This window comes from Bacillus sp. 3103sda1, assembly GCF_024159135.1.
Taxonomy (GTDB): Bacteria; Bacillota; Bacilli; order Bacillales; family Bacillaceae_G; genus Bacillus_A; species Bacillus_A rhizoplanae.
The window spans coordinates 1,810,892-1,833,961 of sequence record NZ_JAMYWS010000001.1 but is presented as its reverse complement, the minus strand read 5'-3'; the positions used below and the strand labels follow the sequence as shown (position 1 = coordinate 1,833,961).

Below are 23,070 nucleotides of genomic sequence, written 5' to 3'. Positions count from 1 at the left end.
TTACTATTGTCCTTTTCTTAACTCCTGAATTAGTTTGAGCGTGTCATTATACAAACTTAATTGATATCTATAGGGCTCTAATTCCGGTGAGATATTGATTTGTACAGAAATCGAAGATAGGTCCAGTAAGTCTAAACTCTTAGAGTTTTGATGCTTCTCTGAACTTCCGTTGAGTTGCTTTTCTATGTATCTCCCCAACATTTGTAATTGAATAGCCCATTGTTGTTGATCAACTTTTGAAATAACATCTGTTTGGGACCAGTCACTGAATGTGTTTAGTATATTGGAAATATACATATATCCTGTCTTTAACTGCGAAATGAATTGTTCGTTTTGTTTTAATATTTGTTTTTTATTCTTAATAAATGGATTTAATTTCAAGCTTTTTTCTGCCAGCTTAAAATCTTCTTGTACCTGATGCAGTTCCTGAAGTAGATTTGTTATATTTTTTCTTAGATCTTGTCCTTTAACAGGGTCGCAGTTAGTATTTACCCAATGGGCTGTCTTTTCAAACAGCTGTACAAGATGGCATCCAAATTGATTTAACGTCCAACGAGCTTCTTTCACATAATTGGGTGGAAAAATCAGCATATGAATAATAATGGCGATAAGTGCTCCTACGATAGTATCTCTGATTCGATCTGAGACATAATAGCTCGTTTTATGCACAAAAACAAAGACTAATAAAATCGTTAAAGCCACTTGATGTATGATGGTTTTATGTACCCTTAGTATAACTGGAAGCAACATTCCTCCAAATAGTAATAATCCTATAGTCCATCCGTTCACTTCTAAATGGCTGATAATAAAAACGGTAATAGAAATTCCAAAAATAGTGCCGATAATTCTGTAAAAAGCATACATGGCAGAATGCTGGACAGTTTCTTGCATAGAAAGAATAACAGTTAATGGTGCCAAATAAGGGTGTTTTGACCCTAACATTTTTGCTAATTCCCATGATACACCAGAAGCTAAAGCTATTTTTGTTATGAGTATTAATCCTTTTAGTAGTCCTGTTTTTTGTTTACCCGTTTTTTTTTGCATAAAAACTCCCTTGTTCAAAGAATAATCTTACATACATTTTTGATGTGTTACAGTTCTTTCACTCCTATACTTACCATGAATTAGAGTGAATTAAGTTATTACAAATGAAACTGATTTATTTCATCGATGCAAGAATGAATTAATATTTCATAGAAAAGCTTGTTTTTAAAATAAAAATGGTTACAAAAACGGATATATCATGGATATAATTATTCCCCTGCCCTGTTCTATACTTTTTATACCCTCAATCCATATAGCTATATCTTTTCCAATAGTCGAACTTCCAATAACACTGATTATGTAAAAATGAATCCCCTTCAAATTTTCTGAAGTGGATCCTATATTGTTAGATTAAATACAAATATACCTAATAATTATCTTTTTCTTCGTTATTAATTCCAATTGATTTAAAATTCTTATTTTTTATTCTAAAATGGGCAATTTATCCATATAGTTATATAAATGTTATCTTTTTGGAATCTTGGTTAGGAGAGAAAGTGAAGGGATGAAACAGTAGCTGGTGTCTATAAAAATATCTGTATTTTTATGGAAGCCTTTAGATTATTTTCAGGTTACCTAAAGATTCTCGCAGCTCTATTTATAAATAGAATGTGGGATAAATCCTTTTTATATTAAAGCTCTAAATGCATCATTTTGTATAATAAAGGGGGATTAAATTTATGAATAACTTTAATTTTCTTTGTGAACAATTTGCTGCGATCCTCAAAGGGAAAAGTAAAATAGATCAAGGTGCTTGTTCAGTATCTTTCCACCGCAATTTTAAGGTACTTGTTCAAGGAAAACCAAGTATGTCTGTAATACCTGCTGGAGTAGGCTTTGAATCTTTGGATCAAAATGGTAATGCGTTGAATTTAGGGGAAATTGCTGTTTTGCAAGAAGAAATTCCTGCATTTATGCAATCCATTGTACAACAAGGAATTATTGTTAGTGCTCTACATAATCATTGGTTATATACGAATCCATTAATTATGTATATTCATGTCCAATCGGTAGAGCCACCATTAAATTTTGCAAAAAAAATGGCAAATTCTTTTTCGGTCTTAAGTAGCTATCCCGTTGCTGATAACATGAGTTAATGATAGGTGTATCGTATGTATTTTTTATATGAAGTTTAACCGATAGCTCCCCCCTACTCAGGCGAGGAACCTCTGGACGGGAAACTCATAAATCTATTGCTCTATCAATACAAAATATTTTTCTTAAAAAAAATTATCTCAATTGCATTCATAAAACGATTCTTCAATAGGAATTTGGCATCCAAATGGTGAAGTAAGCATTTTATTATACATTTTTAGTAAGTGAATATATAATACTTCGTAGATAACAAAAGAGAGGTATTATATATGATAAAATTAAGCGTTCTAGACCAATCTCCTATCGCAGAAGGAAGTACAGCAATAGAAGCGTTTTCAAATACAGTTCGACTTGCGCAAGAAGTTGAGCAACTTGGCTATACTCGTTTTTGGGTATCAGAACATCATGACTCTACTAGCTTAGCGGGTTCAAGTCCAGAAATCTTAATTTCTCACATAGCTGCTAAAACAAATCGTATTCGAGTAGGTTCTGGCGGTGTTATGCTCCCTCATTATAGTCCTTATAAAGTAGCTGAAAATTTCCGCGTGCTAGAAGCACTATACCCAAACCGTATTGACCTAGGAGTTGGACGAGCTCCAGGCGGAATGCCTATTGCAACACGGGCACTCCAAGAAGGGAAAATGATTTCACTCGATCAATACCCTGAACAAATTCAAGACTTATCCCTGTATTTACACGACCGCTTACCAGATAATCATCGCTTTGCACATTTACATGCTGCTCCAACTATTCCAACTGCACCAAATCTTTGGTTACTCGGTTCTAGCGGAGAAAGTGCGATGATTGCTGCTAAACAAGGTACAGCTTTCACATTTGCACAATTTATTAATAGTTATGGCGGTCCAGAAATCATAAAAAATTACCAAAATCAATTCCAGCCTTCTTTCTTAGGAGAAAAGCCGCAATCTATCGTAGCTATTTTTGTCATTTGTGCAGAAACAGAAGAAAAAGCACAAAAAATTGTATCTAGCTTAGATCTAGCCCTTTTATTAATTGAACAAGGCGTACGTTCAACCGGCACGCCATCTATCGAAAGAGCTCTCAATTATCCATATAGTGCATTTGATTTTTTACGTATAAAAGAAAATCGAAAACGAATGATTGTCGGTAATCCACATCAAGTAAAAGAACAAATCTCCGCTTTAAGCAAAGTTTATAACACAGAAGAATTTATGATCGTAACAATCACACATAATTTTGAAGATAAATTAAACTCCTACCGCTTACTAGCAGAAGCATTTCAATTGTGAAAAATCCCCTTGAATTAAGGCCATATGCAAACTAAATTTGCATATGGTTTTTCTATATATAACATGATATTTCCTATTCCAACTCAGTTTTCACTATATAACACTTTGTAAATAGGCATAAATTTTTTTATTATAGACTTCACTACTTCTATGAATATATTATAGAAATACATACTGAATAATGCGAAATCTTATAAAAAAAATGAACAACTCATTATCATATAAAGTGAAACTTCCATCAGTGGGAGGGTTCTTCATCCCCTACCTATCTTCTTTGCTTCTCTCTAAATCTTGATATGGGGTCTTACTGCACGCTAATAGCAGGATAAAATACCACCCTCTTCTGTTTATACTATTTTTAGAAAGGCAGGACACAAAATGCAACACTATTATCTTTTCGTTACGATGTCTATTTTTCTTATTCTTTTACCTGGTCCAGATACTGCCATAGCTACTCAAAATACTCTTACACTCGGAAGGTCCGGCGGTTTTAAAACGATGTTTGGAACTTGTTGTGCTCTTTTCATTCATACCGCTGCAGCAATATTAGGTCTTTCAACAATTATTGTTCAATCTGCGTTTTTATTTTCTATCATTAAATATGTTGGTGCCATTTATTTAGTATATTTAGGGATTAAAGCGCTATGGGCTCTAAAGACAAATACAGCAACTGTAGAAAGTAATATAAACACAGCATATAAAACAACATCTTGTTTCTTTCAAGGCTTCCTTACAAACCTTCTAAACCCTAAAGTTGCTATTTTCTTTTTAACATTTTTGCCACAATTCATAGATGCTAAGAGTAATATATTTATACAATTTCTTACGATGGGAATGACTTATACTGTACTAACTGCTATATGGTTTTTATTGTACATTTATTTCATTCATCGTGTTCGTACATTTATGAAAAAACCTGCCACACAGCGCATTATGCAAAGTATCACAGGCACTGCTCTTATAGGATTCGGCATTAAACTAGCGCTAGAACGAAAAATATAATCTATATATAAAATAACACGCTCTTACAAAAAGAGAGCGTGTTATTTTACTTATTCATTTATCGTCTTTTTCACCTGAATTTTTCGTCCTTGTAACAACTGGAACATCATGGAATATAAAAATGCACTCAAAAATGCAAGTACTGCAATGATATAGAATGTGTATTGATAACCTATCCATGCTGTTAAGGGAATCGCAATCGGTGCAATTGTTCGGCCGATAGACCATCGAAGTGTTGCTGCCGCAAAGTATTGTCCTCGCATATGTTGAGGCGCCAATTTAGAAACAAAACTATTTTGAATCCCATTTCCTCAGAATCATGAAGTCCCCTCTTCTCTATCTCTTCCCACATAATATTTACAAAAAAAAAAGACAACAATTCTCCATTGTTGTTTCTTTATTGTACAATACTTTTATTCATTTTATCAGGCTTGCTTGTCACTAAATAATGTTTCTCTGATACATATAAATCACGTCCTAGCGTCCTTTTTAAGTATGGCCCTAACTTTATCGAACATATAAGCCGATTCTCATTTCCTTCGACGATTGGAAAGGCTTCTTTCTCTGTCACATATTGATCAACAGCACGCTGTACATCATCAATTTCTTTGACAAGAGCAAGATTTTCTTGTGTATTCTCAAATACTTCAAGGGTTTCCTTCGTAATAATGAACACATTTGTAGGAAAAGCCGGTAAATACGGTTTTAATAAATCATAATTAACCGTGTAATCATCATTTACTAATACCGTATATACCACATTCGCATTCGTTTCAAGAAATTTTGCCATAGCAAGTTCTAGCTCATCTTGCGTAATTTCTCTTTCTTCCTTCCCTTTTTTAAAAAAGCGAAACATCTTCTCTGCCCCCTTTTTTGCTTCATTATACCACAAACTGTAAGACAAATATGAATAATACAAAAAATCCAACTTCATCGTATGTTTGTCCAAACTCATTCATATGTATGTAGTAAAGTGAAAGTTTCAGCGGTAAATAAGGGCTTTATCTCTCATTGCTCGTTAGTTGAACCAATTCTTGTAGACGGTAGTAAGACCCTTACCTCAAAATTCAGAAAAAAACAAAGAAGATGGGTAGAGAATAACTGCCCTAAAGAACCCAATTAGTCGAGTTTTCCATCAGTGGAGATATAGCAAAAGTTAGGGTGAGGCTGCAAAATAAATGAAGCTCATCATACAAGAAAGAGGGATTAAATGGATAATCAACAATGGAAAGTAGCAAAGAAAATTGCTGCTACTTATATAGGCACTGTTGTTGGAGCTGGATTTGCAACAGGAAGAGAAATCGTTGAATTCTTTACAATTCATGGTACATACGGAACAATTGGTATTTTAGTAAGCGGTATTTTCTTTATTTGGTTAGGTACAAAAATGATGCTTCTTTCTTCACAAATTGAAGCATTTTCTGCTCAAGAATTTAACAAATATTTATTTGGAGATATCTTTGGTAACGTTGTAAATATTTTATTACTTCTCGTATTATTTGGTGTAACAAGCGTCATGCTTTCCGGAGCTGGAGCGGTATTTGAAGAACAACTTCGCCTACCAAGACAGCTTGGTATCTTTATAACGATACTTGCTTGTATTGTAATTGGGAGCAGAGGATTACAAGGAGTCTTTGAAGTCAACTCGCTCGTCGTACCAATTATGATGATTTTTATTGTAGGGCTATCTATTACAACATTCTTTCATGATGCAACTTCTCTTTTCAACATAACACCTTCTGAAAATTGGAATGTCAAATGGATTACAAGTCCAGTCACATATGTTGCACTCAACCTTTCTCTCGCCCAAAGTGTACTTGTACCATTAGCAAGTGAAGTAAAAGATCAAAAAGCCATTAAATGGGGAGGGATATTGGGGGGAGCAGGTCTTTGTTTAATTTTGTTATGTAGTCACCTCGCTATTTTATCTGTTGAACAATTTTATCAATACAATATTCCAATGGCAGAAGTTGTACGCCGCTTCAATGCTACTTTTCATTTCTTTTTTGTGTTAATTATTTTTGGGGAAGTATTTACAACACTCGTTGGTAATGTATTTGGTATGACAAAACAGATGCAATCTATCACTGGGTGGAAGAGTAACATCATTATTTATTTTATCTTACTCATTAGTTATTGCTTTAGTTATATCGGTTATAGTGAATTACTTCATATGCTATATCCTGTAATTGGATGGATTAGCTTAATTCTGCTTCCAATTATTGCTTTCAAACAACAGCAAAAAACATAAAAAACATCCGTTAGTAACGGATGTTTTTTACTCACAATCTTCACATACTTCCCAGTACAATCCCATTTCAACTGCAAGAAATGGTTTTAACTGTAATCGAATCATACGGCTTGGCATACGATCTAATACAAATTGAAAGCTTTCCTCATCTTTAATAATATCCATCTTTTGGACAGCAATACGTTGAATCGTTGTAATCGGCTGACCATCTTTATATAAAACGAGACGAATCTCATCGTCTTCATTAAAAAATAGCTCTATACTTGTACCTGTTGATAATATTGTTTCTGTTATAGAATACGCGCCGTTTTCCTCTTGAATGTAATATTTCCATCCTTGACTTCCAACTTCTTGCGGAGGAACTTGAAAAAATGATGTAATCTCCTCATGTAGCATAAAATAACCCCTCTCTTGCCTCTTGCTCATTATACCCTACTTCTATATAGTAACATTTATTGTACCACAAATGACTATAACAGCTGTATTTTCCCGTCCGAAACTCTATAGCATCAATTTAAAAACCAAATTTCATCGTAACTAAAACGAAAAGTGCGTGGGTTACTTTTCCCACGCACTTTTTTATTACACTTTAAATCGGCTCAATTAACACTTGTAATTTTCAGCTATTTGTGATATTGTTCCAGCTGCTAAACCAAATTCCTCCATAGAGGCTAATTGTTCTTCAACCGATGCATCTACGCCTTTGGAGTTTTATTTTTATTTTTTCTGCCTCATTTGCTTCGTTGTCTTTTTCCATTTTTCGCGCTCTGTACGAGCCAAAAGAGCATCTTGTTTTCTCATCGCATAAGCAATTTCTTTTTGCAACTTTTTATAATTGAAAAGTCGCGCTTCTTCTAATGTTCCCTCATTAATAGCAATGCGAATTGCACAACCTGGTTCATTCTCATGTTGGCAATCACGAAAACGACATTTTTTCGCAGCTTCTTCAATGTCAGAAAAGGTTGCGTGCATCGCCCCGCTTCCTTCCCAAAGCTGCAATTCCCTCATTCCTGGTGTATCAATAACAAGTGCACCAGTTGGTAATTGGAACAATTCTCGGTGCGTTGTCGTATGTTTTCCTTTACTATCGCTCTCACGAATTCCACCTGTTTTCGCCACTTCATTTCCCATTAAAGCATTTAATAATGTGGACTTTCCTGCTCCGGAAGAACCAACAAGCGCAATTGTTTTTCCTGGTTGTAAAAACTGTTGTAACGTCTCTATTCCGGTTTGTTGCAGACTATCAACTGCAAAAATAGGTGCACCAATTGCAACGGCCTCTGTTTCCATCACCTTTTGCTGTATATCTGTACATAAATCACTCTTTGTCAAAATAACAACAGGTGTTGCTCCGCTCTCATACGCTAACAATAAATAACGTTCAATTCGTCTCGCATTAAAATCAGCATTTAAAGCATTAACTAAAAACAGATAATCCACATTCGCTGCTACAATTTGTTCCTCCGTTTTCTCTCCAGCTACCTTTCTAGAAAAAGAACTTTTTCTTGTAAGCACAGTATGAATAATCGCTTTCTTTTCTTCTGGCAATTTTGTTACACTTACCCAATCACCAACTGCAGGATAATCGCCTTTCTCACTTGCTTCATAGCGAAATTTCCCTGCTAACTCAGCTACGTATTCACCATCTTCACATATAATCCGATACATATGTTTATGCTCTAACAAAACACGTCCTACTTCACATTCTTCCAATAGTTGGTCTTCAAAATATAAGTCCCATCCAAATGTTACTAAATGATTACGATTCAAATTCGTATCCTCCCTAAAATGTATAATGCGGAAGGATATAGCGATTCTTTACAAAGCGCCGCCCATTCCTTCCTTATTTCCATTAGCTGTATAAAGCTTATAAACAATCGCCATAATACATCACTCCGTTCTCGTTAGATTTAATTTTATTATATGAAATTTCAATTTAAATATCTACCATTTATGACAGAATTTTCGGTATAATAAAAGTACCCACCCTAAACCAATTTTCTCAATATATGGTATATAAAGTCCTAAAAGGAGTTTCTGTAATATAAACAGAATTGTATTTAACTAAAAGGAGTGGATCTGATGGATATGTATTCGTGGCTAACAGCTCTTCTCGTTGGTGGAATTACCGGTTTTGTTGCCCATCTTATCAATCATCAAGGCAAATTGTTGCTTCCACGCCGATTAAAAACATTTTTCCATCTTGGTTTTTTTGCCGACATCATTACTGGTAGTCTTGCTGCACTATTGGGCCTTGTTTTATTTGATGCGACAACAACTAAAGAAATTATTAAAGTTGCAATCGTTACTGCAATTTCTGGTCAAACATTTTTACTCCACCAAGCACTTGGAGGAGAACAAGCAAAGAATATGCAAATAAATAAAGCAAATGAAAAAATACAAGAAATTGACAAATTATTAAACCGTTAATATGTACTATAGCTAAGGAATTGTTGATATAATGAAAAATAAAATTCTGAATTGAAGTGTCTGTCAGAAGAGAGGGTGTTTCGTATGACAAACAAAAAGATAGAAGATTTCTTAACAGACCCTGAAAAAGAGGAGCTGATAGAAAACTACAAATGTTTACGAGAAGCCCGCACAAAACAAGAAGCAAACTATTTTGGTGAAGCAGTAAACAATTTGTTAGATAAAGCAAAACAACGTATTATTAAAGAAGCTGGCATTAAAGATGAAAATGCTGCAACGATTCACTCAAAGCGAAAAGCACTGTTTTAGTTTATACATGAAAACAGTGCTTTAGTATTTCAGTTTACATAATATAATTATTTTTTATTTAACATATATACTATAAAGCTATTTTTTGCTTTGTTTCATAGTATATATTTCTTCTAATGCCACTTCGTTTAAATGTAAATAGAGAAAAGAAATACAGGCTGGCTGTAAAAATTCCGATTGCCAAATCCACACTATCGCGTCACTTTAAATTATTACAAGAATCTGGTGTTATGTATACAAGAATTGAAGGGACACAACGTTTCATCTCTATTAGGACAGACGATCTAAACAAAAGGTTCCCAGGATTATTAGACACTATTTTACAAGCGACAGAACCTTATTAATAACACCGTTGTCCCAGTTCTAACAGGCTCTGAATTCATATAATAATATAACTGCAGTAATCAATAACACTCAAATATGCAAAATACACTTGCACAAAAAAAGAGCATCTTCATTTAGATGCCCTTTCACACAATTTAATACGTAAATGTAATTGTTAACAATGAGGATCCAGCTTGCGCTTGATAAGGAGCTACCTGATACGATACTTGCTTTGCTCCTTTTGGCCAAGAAATCTCATTCAATACCTTTTTAACATCTTGCATCGTTTTATCTACTGTTTGATGGTAACAAAGTTCTATCTTTTCTTGTTTAGATGTGAATTTTTGTTGTAATTTTTGCTTTAACTGTTTGTAATCTTCAGCCCCAAATTCTGGTGCTAAATAAACAAGATTTGTATCTTTTAATATTTGTTGATAACTAGAGGATTTCTTATTGCCTGCTTTAATTTTAGTCGTTAACTCATTATAATAGTTTGTATTTGCAACTGGATATTTACTACGATCCCATTGATGATCTTTACTCATTTGCTCATCAGACATATTAAAATAAGAATACATAACACGTCCCTGTTTATCTGGAACTGGATCATCAAATGTCGTATCTAGGTGATACCATTTACCATCAATATTTACAAGATTCCATGCGTGAGACTGACCATTTCCAGTTCCCGTTACAATATGAGATTGAATTCCAGCCTCTTTTAATAGCTGATACGTTAATAGTGCATATCCTTGACAAACCGCCGAATGATTTGCTAACGCATCATATGCGGTATAAGACTGAAGCGATGTGTCATATGAAACATGTTTCACTACATAGTCATGAATGGCTTTTACTTTTTCATTCTCATCCATTCCAGTTGTAATTATTGAATTTACAATTGATTTCGCTTGTTTCATTACGTACTGTGATTGCTCTTTCGTTTCACGATATGAAATATTTAGTGTAAATGAGTAATTTCCTGGTAAACCCCGAATCGAAAACTTTGTGCTGCTTACATTGTATTTTAAGTATTCATCTTTTTCTAACGTTTGATTATAAGCCTGCACCAATGTATCCAAAACTTCTTGTACATTAGCATGTTTCGTCTTATATTTAATTGTAATATTTGTTTCACGATTATTTAGATGTTGTTGTAATTCTTGCTGAAATTCTGTAATTAATTTTGCATCATTTACAGAATTAGCCGTATCTCCTACTTGTTTTGTAGCAGCGTATGAGACTGAAGGCATATGAAGCGCTCCGGTTATAATAGATGAGCAAAGTACCATAGTAGATACATATTTTATAGACTTCTTCATTTCATCACATCCTCGTAGCATAAGATAATCTTAAAATAGCTTTCTTCCATACATCAACTATATACGAATTTTCACAAAAAAGAAAATCCGATTTTTTACATTTATAAATCGCATTAAAGTTGAAAAAATGACTTACACATGACGTAATTCAAACGACGATGAACTACCTTCTTATACAAATGAATAATGGCTGAACAACTCGATCCAATTATAAAAGCAGCTTCCGTTATATACACGTGAAACTGCCTTTTTTTACTTTATAAACTTTGCAAAATACAGCAAGCTTTATCAAAACGTCGCTGCTTTATATCTTCATTCGCAATACAGAAATATAACATTCCCATATCACCCCACATCATGTTCAAATGTTCCTCGTCAGAATCTACTTGAAATAATAATGTTATCTCGTTATGATGCAAACCTATATATTCCTGTGCTTCTTCCAACACTTCTGTTTGAACTGAAAACGGTGTACCGAAAACTTGATGATTGTCATAGCAATCAGGTATTAATTCCTCTAACAATTGTAAGAAACGATCTGAATCCTCTTCGTCCTCAATAAACAAATCTGGAAGTTTCTGTGCTATTTCAAATGTAACTCTACATTGAGAATATTGCCCCTTCACTTGATTCGTTTTTTGTACATCATCTATTTCTCCTTCATAATATAAAACACGCCAGCCTTCTTTTACGTTTGAATTTCCATATACCTCGCCAAAGGCTTCCTGCTCATCATCAGCAAAATAGAAAAAATACAACATACCACTTTGAGGCAAATCATTCTTCATACCTACAGCTTGAAGTTCAGCTAAATTAAACTGTGCAACAAAATGAAGAGGATGCCCTTTATATGTAGGATAGGCTAACGTTGCTGGTAGGTCGGGATATCCTCCCATTTTTGAACAACCTACTGGTAATACCGCTTCTTGTTTTGGTACTACTTTTATACATTCAAATACTGTAGCCAACAACTCATCTTTTATATGAGTCAATTGATATTTTTCGATTAATTCTTCAATATGTTTTGTCATAAAAACTCCTTATTCAACATGATTTCCTACATCATATCACAAAATTTGCTAGTGCTTCTTTCACATTTTTCTTTATTCATATCTATACCCATTATGAAAAAAAGGCTTGTTCGTCATAATCGAAACGCTTCCCTATTACATAATATACAGTGTTCCTACAAACATGCAATTTCATCATCCCTTGTAGTACATCCTCATAAATTTCACTTTGTTCACCCCTAAATTTTTCATATTAAGGAGGAAATGAATATGGGTTACGGATACGGATATGGCCCCGGCTGTGGAGGATTCGGATACGGCGGCGGTTTTGGAGGATGCGGATACGGCGGCGGTTTTGCTTTATTAATCGTTTTATTTATCCTTCTCATCATCATTGGAGCTAGCTGCTTTGGCGGTTTTATCTGCTAAGTAAACTTTAACAACTATTGTAAAAAAGCACGCACTTGCCGTGCTTTTTTGCTGTTTATTTCATATAAAAAAATAAAGTGAAACTTCCATCAGTGGGGGTTTTCTTCATCCCACACTGATGGTTAGTTGAACCAATCGGGCTTTTACGGGCAGTTATCCCCCACCTATCTTCTTCGCTCTTCTTTTAATCTTAAGGTGGGGGGCTTACTGCCCGTTAATGCGGGATAAATAATGAATCGAAAGGAATTGTTTTCATGAAAATAGATGGTGTCTTTGAAGGAGGCGGAGTTCGAGGAATTGCACATGTCGGAGCAATCTGTGCGTTAGAAAAGCACAATTATGAATGGGAGCGAGTCGCCGGTACATCAGCAGGTGCTATTATCGCAGCGCTTCTCGCCTGTGGCTATACAGGAAAAGAATTAAAAACAATTATTAATGGTGCTGACTATACAAATTTCATTACAAAAACATGCATAGATAAAATTCCTATTATCGGAAAAGGAATAAATGTATGGGTTAAAATGGGGATATATAAAAATGATTTTATAGAACAATGGTTAGAAGATTTATTATCTAAAAAAGGGGTGCATTGTTTTAGTGACTTACCTAACCCTGAAGGCTTAAAAATCATCGCTTCCGATATTAGTAATGGTAAAATGGTCGTTTTCCCTGATGACTTACTGCACTATGGATTCCCTACCCAAAAATTTTCTATTGCAAAAGCAGTGAGAATGAGTGCTACAATCCCTTTCTTTTTTCAGCCTGTTAAATGGAAAACTCCTAAATGGAAGCAACCTTGCTATATAGTCGACGGAGGTATTCTCAGCAATTATCCGATATGGATTTTTGACTCACCAAACATTCCCCGCTGGCCTACCTTTGGATTTCATTTTGTAAAAGACGAGATTCAAGCTGAACCCGTTCATTATGAAGAACCTATTTCGATGTTTAAAGGGCTATTTAAAACAATGATGCAAGCCCACGATTTACGCTATCTCAATACAGAAGCAAGAGCACGTACTATTAAAATACCTACCGGAAATATTACTAGTACCAACTTCAATTTAAGTGTTGAAGAGAAAGAATGGCTCTATCACTCTGGTTATCAAGCTGCTGAAAAATTTCTACACTCCTGGAACTTTACCCAATATATAAACCAATATCGAACTGGATCTCCATCTAGTACTACAAGTAGCCGAACCACTAATTTCGACAAACAATAAAGTGAAATTGCCAGTTAGTGTGGCAGAGCTTCATACATTTTCAATTTTTTTCTTACACAAAAAGTAATTGCATTTGTCCTTAATAACACGTGCTTCCCCTCCCTTGCAATCCTATACTCTAGAGGCTTTACTACTACGCATAATTCTTCCCATCCTGTATATATCTTACGCAACGTATAAAGCATTTCTTCTGTTGCCAGATTTACTTCAAATAAAGGATCCAACTTTACATTCGTGTTCATATCGATTTCTTCCACACTGGAATTCATCACAATATAATTAATCCCCTTATCTTTCGTTCCTGTTTTCATATTGTGTAATACATTCTGAAGTTCACTCTTGGAAGGAACATGTTCTAAACTAGATACTGCCACAATATAGTCATATTCATTTGCAGTAATTTGATAATGTTCAATATTACTCTCTACAGTTTGAATACGATCTGCAACACCAAAATCATAACTATACTGCTTCAATCGATGCAATGCCGACGACAGTAGATCTACACATACTACTTTCCCTGTTTTTATTCTTTGGGCAATTGGCATACTGTTTCTACCAACCCCACATCCTAAATCCAACACAGCAACATATTGTTGTTCTTGAAACAAACTCATCATTTCAATAACACCCCAAACTGGACTACGTAACCATGATCCTTCTTCAAATAACTTATGATTGGAATAAAAATGTTCGTGATACCTTTTTTCTTTCTGTCTTATATACTGTATTCGATTCATTTGTCGTTTCATCTCCTCTACCATGCAATACACATATACATTCTCACATTGGTATATAATTCCCTCTCTAAATCAAAATTCACTACAAGAAAAGAAACACCTGTATCTCAAATGAATCTTTCATCTCAATGGAAATTTTACGAGCAGTTATTGTCCACCTATCTTCTTTATTCTCTCCAAATTTTGAAGTAGTGGTCTTGCTGCCTGAGAAATAACTAGATAAGTCATTTCTCAAGTGTGAAAAGACGGTAGCCATTATGACTACCGTCTTTTTATGGATATTGTAATCCCTCTGCTTCTTCCACTGTAATAACGATATAGCGTTCTCCAGTCCTTAATCCTAACAGTTCTGCTTTTTCAATTGCTTCTTTCTTTGTTTCTGCATAAGCAGCTAAATATTTTGTTTCATTTATAATTTGGCAAATTACATATCGATTCATTTTAGTTCTCCTTCAACATAGAATTTCACATTTCTTTATTGTTTTATTTCTTGTATAATCATCGCTAATTTCTCAATTCCTCTTTCAATATCGTATAATGATGCATATGAGTATGAAATTCGTAAATATTGATCAGAATTTCGATCATACAAATTCCCTGGATTGAGCAGAATTCCTGCTTTTAAAGCTTTATGAAACAACTCCTGCATAGAAAATGCGGGGATTATATGCAGCCATATGTAAAAACCACCTTTTGGTACATCCCACATCGCAATATGTGAAAAATGCTTTTCCAACGCTTGTAATGCAACATCTCTACGTGTTTGCAATTCTCTTCGAATATAACTTAAATGTTCTTCATACAATCCACTTAAAAACCAATGGGCAGCAACTTGTTGTGACAAAGAACTAGATCCATAATCTGTCTGCATCTTTATATCTGCTAATCGTCCAATCACCGGCTCTGGTCCTACAATCCAGCCAATTCTCAGTCCAGGACTAACTGTTTTAGACATACTTCCTACATAAAGAACATTCCCATGTCGATCATATGCTTTTAATGGTTTCGAAGGTAAAGAGTCAATCCACAAATCTTGATACACACCATCTTCTATTATAGGCAACCCAATCTCATTACAAGTTTCCATAAGAACTTGTCTTCGCACTTGATCCATTAAAATACCAGTTGGATTATGAAAAGAAGGAATCGTATAAAGCAGTGAGCCATGGAATTGTTTTTTATACTTTGAAACAAACGTTGGTTGTACACCATTTTGATCCATCGGAACCCCAATTAACCGCATCCCTGCAGACTGAAAAATATTAAGCGAAAATAAATAAGAAGGCTTTTCAACTAGAATTGTTGCCCCTTTCTGTAATAGTCCCATAGAAATTAACTGCAAGGCCTGTATTCCACCTGATACAACTAAAATAGATGAAGAGGATGCCTGTATTCCTAACGTTTTTAAATACTTTGCTAGCTGTTCACGCAGTAAAATATCTCCTTTCGGTTCTTCATAGCCTAAAGGGATGCTCTGTTGCGAAAGCATACTCATAATACGTTGCATCTTCTCTTGCGGTAAAAGTTCTGGCGAGAGTTCACCTGTTCCTAATCGAATCATGTTAGAATCAAATTCTGCTCGGTTAATCTCTTGAATCGTTGGTAAATTAGGATAATGAAGCCCTGTCTCAACATACGCATTCCAATCAGGTAGCGCTGAAGAAACTAGCAAGTCCCATGTATTGCTGATAACTCTTGTTCCTCGTCTCCCGTTTCCTTCGATTAACCCTTGAGCAGCTAGCTCATCCAATGCTGTTACAATTGTACTTCGATTCACTCTAAATGCATCGGCCAACGCTCGTTGAGACGGTAATTTTGTTCCTATTGTCCACTCCCCATTGACAATTTTCGCTTTTAAATATTCTTCAATTTGTTTATACAAAGGAATAGGAGAAGATATATTTGGATTCCATTCAAACCATTCCATTAAATCACTCCAACTAGATTTTTATACTTGTAGTATATACTTTGGTTGGCTCATCATCCAACCATATGGATGGATACAATTGATATTTTCATTTATATAATAAAGTGAAACTTCCACCGGTTAGGAGTTTCTTCATTTCTACCGATAAAGTGAAACTTCCATCAGTGGGGGTTTTCTTCATCCCCACTGATGGTTAGTTGAACCAATCGGGCTTTTACGGGCAATGTTCTCTGCTTCCTTTAAATTTTCACATAGGAATGCGGGATACAATTATAATTCTATATAGGAGGAGATGAAATGAGTGAAGCAATACTTCACGGAATTGTTCTTGCATTTGGACTTATTATACCTTTAGGTGTACAAAATGTGTTTGTTTTTAATCAAGGGGCCAGTCAATCTACCTTATTGAAGGCTGCGCCAGTTGTTATAACGGCGGCAATCTGTGATACTATTTTAATCTTATTTGCTGTGCAGGGTGTATCTCTTATGCTATTAACATTTTCATGGTTAACAACTATACTCTATATAATAGGATTTTTCTTTCTTCTTTACATGGGCTGGGCGATATGGAAAAGTGAACCTACTGTTTCCAAAAATGAAGTACAAACGATGACAATCAAAAAGCAAATTATATTCGCAGCTTCTGTCTCTTTATTAAATCCACATGCTATTTTAGATACGATTGGAGTAATTGGAACAAATTCTATTCAATACATAGGTACTGAAAAATGGGCATTTACCTTTGCAACAATTTTTGTTTCTTGGATATGGTTTATAGGATTGGCCATCGCTGGACGAATGCTAGGAAAAGTGGACTCATCTGGATCAAAAATTAAGCTATTAAATAAAGTTTCTGGTGTCATTATTTGGGGAGTTGCGTTTTATATGTTAGCAAAGCTCTTTATAAAGTGAAACAGCCGTTTGTATTGTTGGAAAAAAATCTGTTAAATCTAGAAGAGTTACTGAATCAACGATGAATTGAGGTGAACGGATTGCGTCCCATTTTTTTAGGTATTTGTGCGGCATTCTTTTTTGCTTTTACGTTCGTTCTGAACAGAGCTATGGAATTATCTGGCGGAAGTTGGATTTGGAGTGCGTCACTTCGATATTTCTTTATGGTTCCGTTGCTTTTGCTTATTGTTATGAGTAGAAAAAATTTACGTCCTCTTCTCAAAGTCATGAAAGAACGGCCAAAAACATGGATTTTATGGAGCTTTGTAGGATTTGGATTATTTTATGCGCCTCTTTGCTTCGCCGCAGCATATGCACCAGGGTGGCTAATTGCTGGGACATGGCAAATTACGATTATTTCAGGTTCATTACTTGCACCATTATTTTCAGAAACGATCGAAACAGCAAATGGTCCAATAAAAGTTAGGGGTACTATACCATTTAAAGGTCTTGCGATGTCACTCATTATTCTTTTTGGTATCACTCTTATGCTAGTAGAACAAGCAAATCACCTTTCTTTAAAAAATGTATTATTAGGTGTCCTCCCTGTAATCATTGCTTCGTTTGCTTATCCACTTGGCAATCGTAAAATGATGGATGTATGTAAAGGGCGTTTAGATGCCTATCAACGTGTATTAGGTATGACATTAGCTAGTTTACCATTTTGGATTTTGCTATCAATCTATGGATTCATTACTGTTGGTATGCCCAGCAAAGAACAGACAATTCAATCTAGTTTGGTTGCCATTTGCTCTGGAGTAATCGCAACTGTACTCTTCTTCCATGCAACTGATATGGTAAGAGGCAATATGCAAAAATTAGCTGCTGTTGAAGCAACTCAGTCTATGGAAGTACTATTTACAGTAGCTGAAGAATTAGTTTTATTAGCATCTCCATTCCCTTCTGCTTTATCTTGGTGCAGCATGTTTCTTATCATGCTTGGTATGATTTTACACAGCTATATTTCACAAAAAAGAAAACCTGTTCATAATCGAGAAATTAGCGCTTAAAATTTACAATCTCTATGTAAAAAGCCATGGTAACATTACCTCATAGGATGTTGTCATGGCTTTATTTTTTCATTTTAAAAATGTTCCAAATTACCTATATACATCTGTTGTTTATACAGAATTTGATATCCAAATTCTTGAGATTTCATATTACTACTAACTTACCTACTTTCGACTTCCACTGAAACGCTTTGTTTCATCTCTTTTAGAGAGCTATATAAATCAGTTGTATATAGCTTTTCAGGAGCTGATATCATCATTTCTAATTGTTGATAACCGTTATCTATATCTTTAATTTTTACACGTTTCACTTGCAAATTTAGATGCTTAATTTGTTTAAAAATTTGATTTAGCTCTTGATGTTTATTAACGACTATTTTTATTGATAAATCCCTTTGCCTTAAAGAGTAAGGTCCTGCCAATTTAACAAGATATGGAAATACATTAATTGCCAAAATAATTAAGACCATTGCCACAACTGCTTCTAAATAAAAACCGGCGCCAATCGCAATTCCTAAACCTGATGCTGCCCAAACCATAGAAGCAGTTGTTAATCCAGAAATCACATCATTATTTCTCCGTAAAATAACACCTGCACCGAGGAAACCAACTCCACTAACAATTTGCGCTGCAAGACGCATAGGATCCATATTTGTATGCCCTGGTGATGAATATACATTTACTGATTCAATAGAAACGATCGTAATTAAACAACTTGCTACTGAAATTACCATACTCGTTTTCACACCAAGCGGTTTATTCTTCAGCTGTCTATCAATTCCAATTAATAGTCCAAGAAAGAGTGCCAGACCTAGTTTGAGTAAAAATTCAAATGTCATGTTCATTTCTCCTTATTCATTTAGTATTATATTTTACTGTTTTAAACTCTTTTTTATGGTGAAATAGTAAACTATAACTGTTTTATACTTTCAATACTAGTCCTTGATCTTCCTTTTTAAATTATTTTCTCAATTTTATTCGTAAACCTTGTTTCTTCTTACATTATTTGGAAATACCGTTTTTCTTTCCCAGCTTTCCTCTTCCTATATTCGCAAATGTGTTAGTCCAAGCATCTAATAACTGCACTGTATAATATCTATCCTGTGTATCAGGAACATGTATGGAATAAACCTTTTGATTTACTACTGATAATCCGCATAACATTTGGGAATTTTTTTATTTTTCTGTTCACATTTTACAAAACCGAACATATTTTAATGATGAATGAGTGATTCAATCATTCATCAACGGAGGGTGAAGATTATGACAGATACAAATTTCGTACTTACACAAGGAAAGACAGAACGAGCTCTTATCATTGGAGGAGGTATTGGCGGATTACTGACTGCAAGAGTGCTTTCTGATTATTATGGAGAGGTTCTCATCGTGGATAAAGATGATTTTCCTGAAAAACCTGAGAATCGTCCTGGCACTCCACAAGCTTTTCATCCACACCGTTCCACACTACGCGGTAAGTCGATTATGGAGCGCCTTTTTCCAGGTTATGAAGAGGATTTATTGGCACAGGGATCTCCCTCGTCACTGAATAAGACCATTCATCAAATGAATCAATATGGAACTATGGTATTTCAATACCCACGAAACGATATTAAGTTTAGTAGAGCAGTGCTTGAGTGGGTGCTTCGTCAACGTATGAAAGAGATTCCGAATGTTCGTTTTCTTCCAAAACATGATGTGATCCGGTTGTTAACGACTCCAGACCAGACAACCGTAACAGGGGTCCAAGTCCGAGAACGTGGACAAATCGGGCAGGAGAAAACACTGACAGCCGATATGGTATTTGATACAAGCGGGCGTTCTTCCAAACTGGCAAAATGGCTCGAGGATTTGGGGTATGATGTGCCAAATCCAGACCTTCTAAAAGTCACTCTTGGATATAGTACACGTCGTTATAAGATTCCTTCTCATCTAACACATCTAACAGAGAAATGGGATGCAATTAACATCACAGGTCAGTCTGCTAATGGGACTTTTACAGGAGTTTTTTCCTTTATTGAAAATCAAATAGCAGAAGTGTTGCTTTATCGTCCGGGTGGACACTATCCTCCTACGAATGCCAAAGAGTATGAACAGACGATCGCTCAGCTCCCAAGCCCGATAATCGCAGAAATATTACAAGAGCTTGAACCAATCACAGCACCCCGAGGTTATCGTGTGCCAGAATTGTTTCGTCATCACTATGAACAAATGCAGCGATGGCCATCTGGATTGTTAGTCTTAGGAGATGCCTACTGCATCTATGATCCAATTTTTGGTCAAGGAATGACCGTCGCTGCGATCGAAGTAGAAATGCTGGAATCCTGTTTGCATGAACAACGGAATGACCCCAAACCCTATTTTGAACAGAGAGTACTCCAAAAAATCCAAGATGTGATTGAACCTGCTTGGTGGTTGAATTGCGCTACTGATTTACAATGGGAAGGAGTCGAATATATAGGTTCTCAACCGTTAAAAGGGATTTCTTTTGGTCAGAAATACATGGATTTATTTCTCAAACATGCAACAATTCAACGTAATTTTGAGCTATATGGACTATATTGGGCAGTTAATACATTGTCACTCTCACCGCGTAATATTATTAATTCACAAATGGTAACGGCCGTTCTCACTGCATCTGATGAAGGCAAACAATTACTCTCTAAGCTTTCACAAAAATATGGTAAACCATTGGAGGAAATACTGGATGAGATTGTACCTTCCTTCTCTGGGGCACCCTTTGAGTCAATGAATCAATAACCATCCTTATAAGATTTGACTAGAAGTCTGTTCCCGAGAATCACTTATCTCTTAAAATACGAATCATCAACCATTCCAACAATTAAAAACGTAACAAACTTGAACAGTTTTGAATTTTTCAGAATAGCTACCTGAGAATTAAAATTGGTATTCTCACATACAATACTCGGAATATTACAGACTAGCAGTGAGATTTTCATAAGGTGAACAGGAAAAAAAGGACATCAGTATATTCTTGGATGTTTTATTGCGTATAGACTAATACCATCTTCGAAGATGATGATGCGCTCGCAATACTTAAAAGGTTTTTGAAGGAAACAAGCGGATCCGTAAATCTCTCAAACCAACTCAGGAGTGTCTCTTCTATCAGCAGAAAATAGAAATACAAAGGAGTGAAAGCACATTGTCACCTTTAAACGAAGAACAGTTACAGCAGATTCGTAATGAACGCAGAGAACAGATTATGAAAGCAGCCCTTAAGGTCTTCGCTCGGCGGGGCATCATCGGAACGAAAATGAGTATGATCGCTGCGGAAGCTGGCATCAGTCCAGGCCTTCTTTACCGCTACTTCAGGTCAAAGGACGACCTTTTCACTACACTTGTTCAGTGGGCAATGAAAGAATCAATTGATGGTATAAACTTCAATCATCTACCTGGATCACCAATCGAAAAAATAAGAGCTTTAACTCAACACATACTCGATGAAGAAAATCAACTTGGTTTCATGTTGATTCATCAAGCACGCACATCGGAAGAAGTACCAGAGAAGGCTAAACAGCTTATCAAACAGTATTCTATGAAGACCTATGTCGATCAATTAGAGCCCTTATTCATAGAGGGCCAGAAAGCAGGCGAGTTTGCGGCAGGCGATCCTCGGGAACTGATTTCTTGCTATTTTACGGTACTTTCTGGTCTTATGACGCTGAATATTCAAGGAGATGAAGGTTATCAGATGCCCGAAATCGACCTATTATTACGAATTGTATCGGGTTCTTAGCGGGATGAAAGTAAGTTGATAAATAATTTATAGCAAGAAAGGAATGAATATTTATTATGAGCAAAAATAAAATATGGTTTGTAACTGGAGCCTCAAAAGGTTTGGGACTTGCGTTAGTAAAACAATTATTAAAGAATGGTAATCAAGTTGCTGCGACTTCAAGGACAGTGGATAATTTAACAAGAGCAGTTACTGATGATACAAAACGATTCTTGCCATTAGCGGTTGACCTGACCAATGAAGCCAGCGTACAAAAAGCAATCGAACAAACTATTGGAGCTTTCGGCAAGATTGATGTGATTGTGAATAATGCTGGTTATGGCTTGGGAGGAAGCATTGAAGAACTAACAGACCACGAAATTCGTCAAAATTTCGATGTGAATGTATTTGGTACATTGAATGTAATTAGGAATGTGATGCCGTATTTAAGGAAACAAAAGTCAGGGCATATTTTTAATATAGCTTCTATTTCAGGATACATGGGCAATAGTGGGTTTGGTAGCTACTCTGCTACAAAATCTGCAGTGATCGGTTTATCTGAGGCTCTGGCAGATGAAGTAAAGCCATTTGGGATAAAAGTTACAATGGTAGCGCCTGGATTTTTTAGAACCAACTTCTTAAGTAGTAGTTCTGCTATGTATGGCAAAAACCAAATTGAGGATTATAAAGCTATACACGAAATGAAGGGTTTTCTTGAAAATGAGATAGATGGAAAGCAAGCAGGTAACCCTGAAAAAGCAGCTTTAGCAATGATAGGTATAGCCTCAGAAGCTAATCCTCCCGTTCATTTATTGTTGGGTCCGGATGCTTATCAATTAGTTTCGGAAAAACTAGTTACCTTACAAAGAGAGTTTGATGAATGGAAGGAAATTACCTACTCAACAAATTTTGAGAACTAATGATTAAAATATAATTGCGCTAATGGGAATAGATAGTAGAAAATATAATAAAAAGAAGAGTAGCCAACGAAAAATTTGG

General features: G+C 35.3%; 25 protein-coding genes and 1 pseudogene. 14 read left to right on the top strand and 12 right to left on the bottom strand.

Annotated elements, in window-relative coordinates; all coding sequences use genetic code 11:
• Positions 1-3: 3 nt before the first annotated feature.
• Entirely contained in the window at positions 4-1,044 is a 1,041-nt protein-coding gene (locus NKR74_RS09185) for an FUSC family protein (RefSeq protein ID WP_098310458.1), read from the bottom strand.
• A gap of 680 nt (positions 1,045-1,724) precedes the next feature.
• Between NKR74_RS09185 and NKR74_RS09180 the strand changes: the two genes are divergently transcribed.
• From NKR74_RS09180 to NKR74_RS09170, 3 genes are all read left to right on the top strand, one after another.
• Complete coding sequence (locus NKR74_RS09180) at positions 1,725-2,141, top strand: DUF1259 domain-containing protein (RefSeq protein ID WP_098310457.1); 417 nt, start codon at positions 1,725-1,727, stop codon at positions 2,139-2,141.
• A 267-nt stretch (positions 2,142-2,408) separates the two neighbouring features.
• Entirely contained in the window at positions 2,409-3,410 is a 1,002-nt protein-coding gene (locus tag NKR74_RS09175; protein WP_253629321.1) for an LLM class flavin-dependent oxidoreductase, read from the top strand.
• 378 nt (positions 3,411-3,788) lie between these two features.
• A complete protein-coding gene (locus NKR74_RS09170; protein ID WP_253629320.1) occupies positions 3,789-4,412 on the top strand; it encodes a LysE family translocator in 624 nt (207 codons plus the stop codon).
• Between the two features lie 50 nt (positions 4,413-4,462).
• Here the strand turns inward: NKR74_RS09170 and NKR74_RS09165 are convergent, their stop codons facing one another.
• Together NKR74_RS09165 and NKR74_RS09160 are read right to left on the bottom strand one after the other, a co-directional pair.
• On the bottom strand, positions 4,463-4,714 hold the full coding sequence (locus NKR74_RS09165; RefSeq protein ID WP_309247650.1) for an MFS transporter: 252 nt from the start codon (positions 4,712-4,714) through the stop codon (positions 4,463-4,465).
• 95 nt (positions 4,715-4,809) lie between these two features.
• Entirely contained in the window at positions 4,810-5,268 is a 459-nt protein-coding gene (locus tag NKR74_RS09160; protein WP_253629319.1) for a DUF3939 domain-containing protein, read from the bottom strand.
• 354 nt (positions 5,269-5,622) lie between these two features.
• Between NKR74_RS09160 and NKR74_RS09155 the strand changes: the two genes are divergently transcribed.
• Complete coding sequence (locus tag NKR74_RS09155) at positions 5,623-6,663, top strand: YkvI family membrane protein (protein WP_253629318.1); 1,041 nt, start codon at positions 5,623-5,625, stop codon at positions 6,661-6,663.
• 27 nt (positions 6,664-6,690) lie between these two features.
• On the opposite strand, the gene NKR74_RS09150 is transcribed toward NKR74_RS09155, so the two are convergent.
• Together NKR74_RS09150 and rsgA are read right to left on the bottom strand one after the other, a co-directional pair.
• Positions 6,691-7,059, bottom strand: coding sequence for a DUF3979 family protein (locus tag NKR74_RS09150; protein WP_253629317.1), 369 nt, complete (start codon positions 7,057-7,059; stop codon positions 6,691-6,693).
• A 321-nt stretch (positions 7,060-7,380) separates the two neighbouring features.
• Positions 7,381-8,433: a ribosome small subunit-dependent GTPase A gene (gene rsgA, locus NKR74_RS09145; RefSeq protein WP_098310450.1), complete on the bottom strand. Its 1,053-nt coding sequence runs from the start codon at positions 8,431-8,433 to the stop codon at positions 7,381-7,383.
• Between the two features lie 312 nt (positions 8,434-8,745).
• Here rsgA and NKR74_RS09140 point away from each other — a divergent pair, with 312 nt between their 5' ends.
• The 3 genes and pseudogenes from NKR74_RS09140 to NKR74_RS09130 form a co-directional block, all read left to right on the top strand.
• On the top strand, positions 8,746-9,093 hold the full coding sequence (locus tag NKR74_RS09140; RefSeq protein ID WP_098310449.1) for a DUF4257 domain-containing protein: 348 nt from the start codon (positions 8,746-8,748) through the stop codon (positions 9,091-9,093).
• An 84-nt stretch (positions 9,094-9,177) separates the two neighbouring features.
• A complete protein-coding gene (locus NKR74_RS09135; RefSeq protein ID WP_253629316.1) occupies positions 9,178-9,402 on the top strand; it encodes a hypothetical protein in 225 nt (74 codons plus the stop codon).
• A gap of 161 nt (positions 9,403-9,563) precedes the next feature.
• Positions 9,564-9,746, top strand: a pseudogene (locus NKR74_RS09130) (ArsR/SmtB family transcription factor); the annotation flags it as partial.
• Positions 9,747-9,881: 135 nt separating this feature from the next.
• Here the strand turns inward: NKR74_RS09130 and NKR74_RS09125 are convergent.
• Both NKR74_RS09125 and NKR74_RS09120 read right to left on the bottom strand, forming a co-directional pair.
• Positions 9,882-11,048: a transglutaminase domain-containing protein gene (locus NKR74_RS09125; RefSeq protein WP_253629315.1), complete on the bottom strand. Its 1,167-nt coding sequence runs from the start codon at positions 11,046-11,048 to the stop codon at positions 9,882-9,884.
• Between the two features lie 257 nt (positions 11,049-11,305).
• Positions 11,306-12,079 carry a YwqG family protein gene (locus tag NKR74_RS09120; RefSeq protein ID WP_253629314.1) on the bottom strand — a complete coding sequence of 258 codons (774 nt, stop codon included), beginning with the start codon at positions 12,077-12,079 and terminating at the stop codon, positions 11,306-11,308.
• Positions 12,080-12,328: 249 nt separating this feature from the next.
• Between NKR74_RS09120 and NKR74_RS09115 the strand changes: the two genes are divergently transcribed.
• The gene (locus NKR74_RS09115) at positions 12,329-12,487 is read left to right on the top strand and encodes a YjcZ family sporulation protein (RefSeq protein WP_253629313.1); all 159 of its coding nucleotides are present in this window, start codon (positions 12,329-12,331) and stop codon (positions 12,485-12,487) included.
• A 254-nt stretch (positions 12,488-12,741) separates the two neighbouring features.
• Positions 12,742-13,710 carry a patatin-like phospholipase family protein gene (locus NKR74_RS09110; protein ID WP_253629312.1) on the top strand — a complete coding sequence of 323 codons (969 nt, stop codon included), beginning with the start codon at positions 12,742-12,744 and terminating at the stop codon, positions 13,708-13,710.
• A 14-nt stretch (positions 13,711-13,724) separates the two neighbouring features.
• Here the strand turns inward: NKR74_RS09110 and NKR74_RS09105 are convergent, their stop codons facing one another.
• From NKR74_RS09105 to NKR74_RS09095, 3 genes are all read right to left on the bottom strand, one after another.
• Positions 13,725-14,450: a class I SAM-dependent methyltransferase gene (locus NKR74_RS09105; RefSeq protein WP_253629311.1), complete on the bottom strand. Its 726-nt coding sequence runs from the start codon at positions 14,448-14,450 to the stop codon at positions 13,725-13,727.
• Positions 14,451-14,722: 272 nt separating this feature from the next.
• Positions 14,723-14,890: a DUF3933 family protein gene (locus NKR74_RS09100; RefSeq protein WP_098310441.1), complete on the bottom strand. Its 168-nt coding sequence runs from the start codon at positions 14,888-14,890 to the stop codon at positions 14,723-14,725.
• A 35-nt stretch (positions 14,891-14,925) separates the two neighbouring features.
• Positions 14,926-16,377, bottom strand: a complete 1,452-nt coding sequence (locus NKR74_RS09095; RefSeq protein WP_253629310.1) for an aminotransferase-like domain-containing protein — start codon at positions 16,375-16,377, stop codon at positions 14,926-14,928.
• 297 nt (positions 16,378-16,674) lie between these two features.
• Here NKR74_RS09095 and NKR74_RS09090 point away from each other — a divergent pair, with 297 nt between their 5' ends.
• Together NKR74_RS09090 and NKR74_RS09085 are read left to right on the top strand one after the other, a co-directional pair.
• The gene (locus NKR74_RS09090; protein WP_253629309.1) at positions 16,675-17,289 is read left to right on the top strand and encodes a LysE/ArgO family amino acid transporter; all 615 of its coding nucleotides are present in this window, start codon (positions 16,675-16,677) and stop codon (positions 17,287-17,289) included.
• Between the two features lie 80 nt (positions 17,290-17,369).
• On the top strand, positions 17,370-18,338 hold the full coding sequence (locus tag NKR74_RS09085; protein WP_253629308.1) for a DMT family transporter: 969 nt from the start codon (positions 17,370-17,372) through the stop codon (positions 18,336-18,338).
• Between the two features lie 161 nt (positions 18,339-18,499).
• Here the strand turns inward: NKR74_RS09085 and NKR74_RS09080 are convergent, their stop codons facing one another.
• Positions 18,500-19,177: an MgtC/SapB family protein gene (locus NKR74_RS09080; protein ID WP_253629307.1), complete on the bottom strand. Its 678-nt coding sequence runs from the start codon at positions 19,175-19,177 to the stop codon at positions 18,500-18,502.
• A 163-nt stretch (positions 19,178-19,340) separates the two neighbouring features.
• Positions 19,341-19,502, bottom strand: a complete 162-nt coding sequence (locus tag NKR74_RS24090; protein ID WP_375337660.1) for a DUF1254 domain-containing protein — start codon at positions 19,500-19,502, stop codon at positions 19,341-19,343.
• 99 nt (positions 19,503-19,601) lie between these two features.
• Between NKR74_RS24090 and NKR74_RS09075 the strand changes: the two genes are divergently transcribed.
• The 3 genes from NKR74_RS09075 (at position 19,602) to NKR74_RS09065 (ending at position 22,991) form a co-directional block, all read left to right on the top strand.
• On the top strand, positions 19,602-21,095 hold the full coding sequence (locus NKR74_RS09075) for an NAD(P)/FAD-dependent oxidoreductase (protein WP_253631117.1): 1,494 nt from the start codon (positions 19,602-19,604) through the stop codon (positions 21,093-21,095).
• Between the two features lie 403 nt (positions 21,096-21,498).
• A complete protein-coding gene (locus NKR74_RS09070) occupies positions 21,499-22,092 on the top strand; it encodes a TetR/AcrR family transcriptional regulator (RefSeq protein ID WP_253629306.1) in 594 nt (197 codons plus the stop codon).
• A 56-nt stretch (positions 22,093-22,148) separates the two neighbouring features.
• Entirely contained in the window at positions 22,149-22,991 is an 843-nt protein-coding gene (locus NKR74_RS09065; protein ID WP_253629305.1) for an oxidoreductase, read from the top strand.
• Positions 22,992-23,070: the final 79 nt, after the last annotated feature.